1 protein-coding gene is annotated in these 2,272 nt (G+C 63.3%); it reads right to left on the reverse strand.

What is annotated here, in order from left to right; genetic code table 11:
- Positions 1–2,272, reverse strand: a 2,272-nt coding sequence (locus VL202_RS18915) for an efflux RND transporter permease subunit (RefSeq protein WP_325465629.1), incomplete at both ends; no start/stop codon positions are given.

The following is a 2,272-nucleotide window of genomic DNA, read 5'->3' on the forward strand; positions in this document are numbered from 1 at the left end:
GGTCGAGACGCCGGGGCCCGGATTGCCCTGGAGCGGAACCGAGACATACATGTTGTAGCGCTGGACGAGCGACGGTCCGGTCGTGTCCTGGATGTCGACCAGCGTGCCGAGCGGCACCAGCGCGCCGGTGGCGGAGCGGACTTTCAGGGCAAGAATGTCTTCCCGCTCCAGCCGGTATTGCTGGTCGGCCTGCGCACGCACCTGGTAGACGCGGCCGAAAGCGTTGAAATCGTTGACATAGGATGTGCCCAGATTGATCGACAGCGTTTCGAAGATGTTGGGGATCGGGACATTCAGCGCCCGCGCCTTGTCGCGATCGACGGCGAGGAAATATTGCGGGCTGGACGCGGAGAATGTGGTGAAGACGCCGGACAGCTCCTTCGTCTGGGCGGCGGCGCCCATCATCTGGTAGGCAAGGCCGAGCACGCGGCGCATGTCCGAACTTTCGCGGTCGACGATCTGCATCTTGAAGCCGCCGGAATTGCCGATGCCGCGAATGGAGGGCGGCGGCACGGCGATGATGAAGGCTTCCTGGATGCTCTGCAGCGAACCATAGAGCTGACCGATGATCTGGTTGGCGCTCTGGCCGTGCTTCAACCGTTCCTCGAACGTATCGAAGGCGGCAAAGACCACGCCCGAATTGGACGCATTGGTGAAGGTCGCGCCGTTGAAACCGGAAAAGGCGACGGCGTTCTTGACGCCGGGCACCTTCAGGATCGTGTCGGAGGCACGCTTGACCACCGCATCTGTGCGTGCAAGCGAGGCGCCGTCCGGAAGCTGCACGACGACGATCGCATAGCCCTGGTCCATCGTCGGGACGAAGCCGCTGGGCACAGTCCGTCCCATATACCAGGTGGCCGCCAGCAGGCCGGCGAAGACGACCAGGGTGGCGGCGAGTGCGATCCGCGTCGATACCAGGTGACCAACGACCCAGACATAACCTTTCGTCATCCGGTCAAAGCCGCTGTTGAAGCCGTTGGCGAGGCCCCGACCAACGCGGGTGAAGGGATTGCGGGTCTCGTGATGTTCCTGGTGCGGCCGCAAAAGCAGCGCCGCGAGCGCCGGCGACAATGTCAGCGAGTTCAGCGCCGAAATGGCGGTGGCCACGGAAATCGTCACGGCGAACTGCTGGTAGAACTGGCCGGAAATGCCGGGGATGAAGGCCGTCGGCACGAAGACGGCGATCAGCACCAGAGAAATGGCGACGACCGCGGTACCGACCTCGTCCATCGTCACGTGCGCCGCCTGCTTCGGCGTCATGCCCTTGGCCAGATTGCGCTCGACATTCTCCACCACGACGATCGCGTCATCGACGACGATGCCGATGGCCAGCACCAGCCCGAACAAAGTCAGCATGTTCAGCGAGAACCCGAAGGCGACCAGAAAGGCGAAGCAGCCGATCAGCGACACGGGAATGGCGATGATCGGGATCAGTGCCGTGCGCCAGGACTGCAGGAACACAAGCACGACGATGGCGACGAGGATCGCCGCCTCGAGGATGGTCTTGTAGACCTCGTTGATGGATTCCGAGATGAATTCGGTCGGATTGTAGACGATGGTATATTCGAGGCCCGGCGGGAAATCCTTCTTCAGGGTCTCCATCGTCGCCTTGATCTCTTCGGCGGCCTCGAGTGCATTGGTGCCGGGCCGTGAAAAGATGCCCATGGCGACGGCGGCCTTGCCGTTCAGGTAGCTGTTGGTGACGTAATCCTTGGCGCCGAGTTCGATGCGGGCAACGTCCTGCAACTGCACGAGGCGACCGCTCGCCGTTGCCTTGACGATGACATAGCGGAACTGGCGCGGATCGCTGAAGCGCCCCTCGGTGGTCACCGTATACTGGAAGGCATTGGTGCCGGCATTCGGCGGCCCGCCGATCGAACCGCCGGAGACCTGGACGTTCTGGTCGCGCAAGGCCTGGACGATATCGCCGGAGGTCATGCCGTAGGCGGCGAGCTTTTCGGGGTCGAGCCAGATGCGCAGGGCATATTCGCGCTCGCCGAACAGGATGACGTCGCCGACGCCGTCGAGCCGGACGAGAAGATCGCGGGCGCGGCTGCGGGCATAGTTGGAGACATAGAGCTGGTCGTAGCGGTCGTTCGGCGAAATCAGGTGCACGACCATCATCAGGTCCGGCGAACTCTTCGCCGTGGTGACGCCGATGCGGCGGACTTCTTCCGGCAGGCGCGGTTCGGCGATCGCCACGCGGTTCTGGACCAGCACCTGCGCCTTGTCGAGATCGGTGCCGAGCTTGAAGGTGACGGTCAGCGCCATC

The sequence above is a fragment of the Pararhizobium sp. genome (assembly GCF_035497515.1).
In the GTDB taxonomy this organism is placed as follows: Bacteria; Pseudomonadota; Alphaproteobacteria; order Rhizobiales; family Rhizobiaceae; genus Pararhizobium.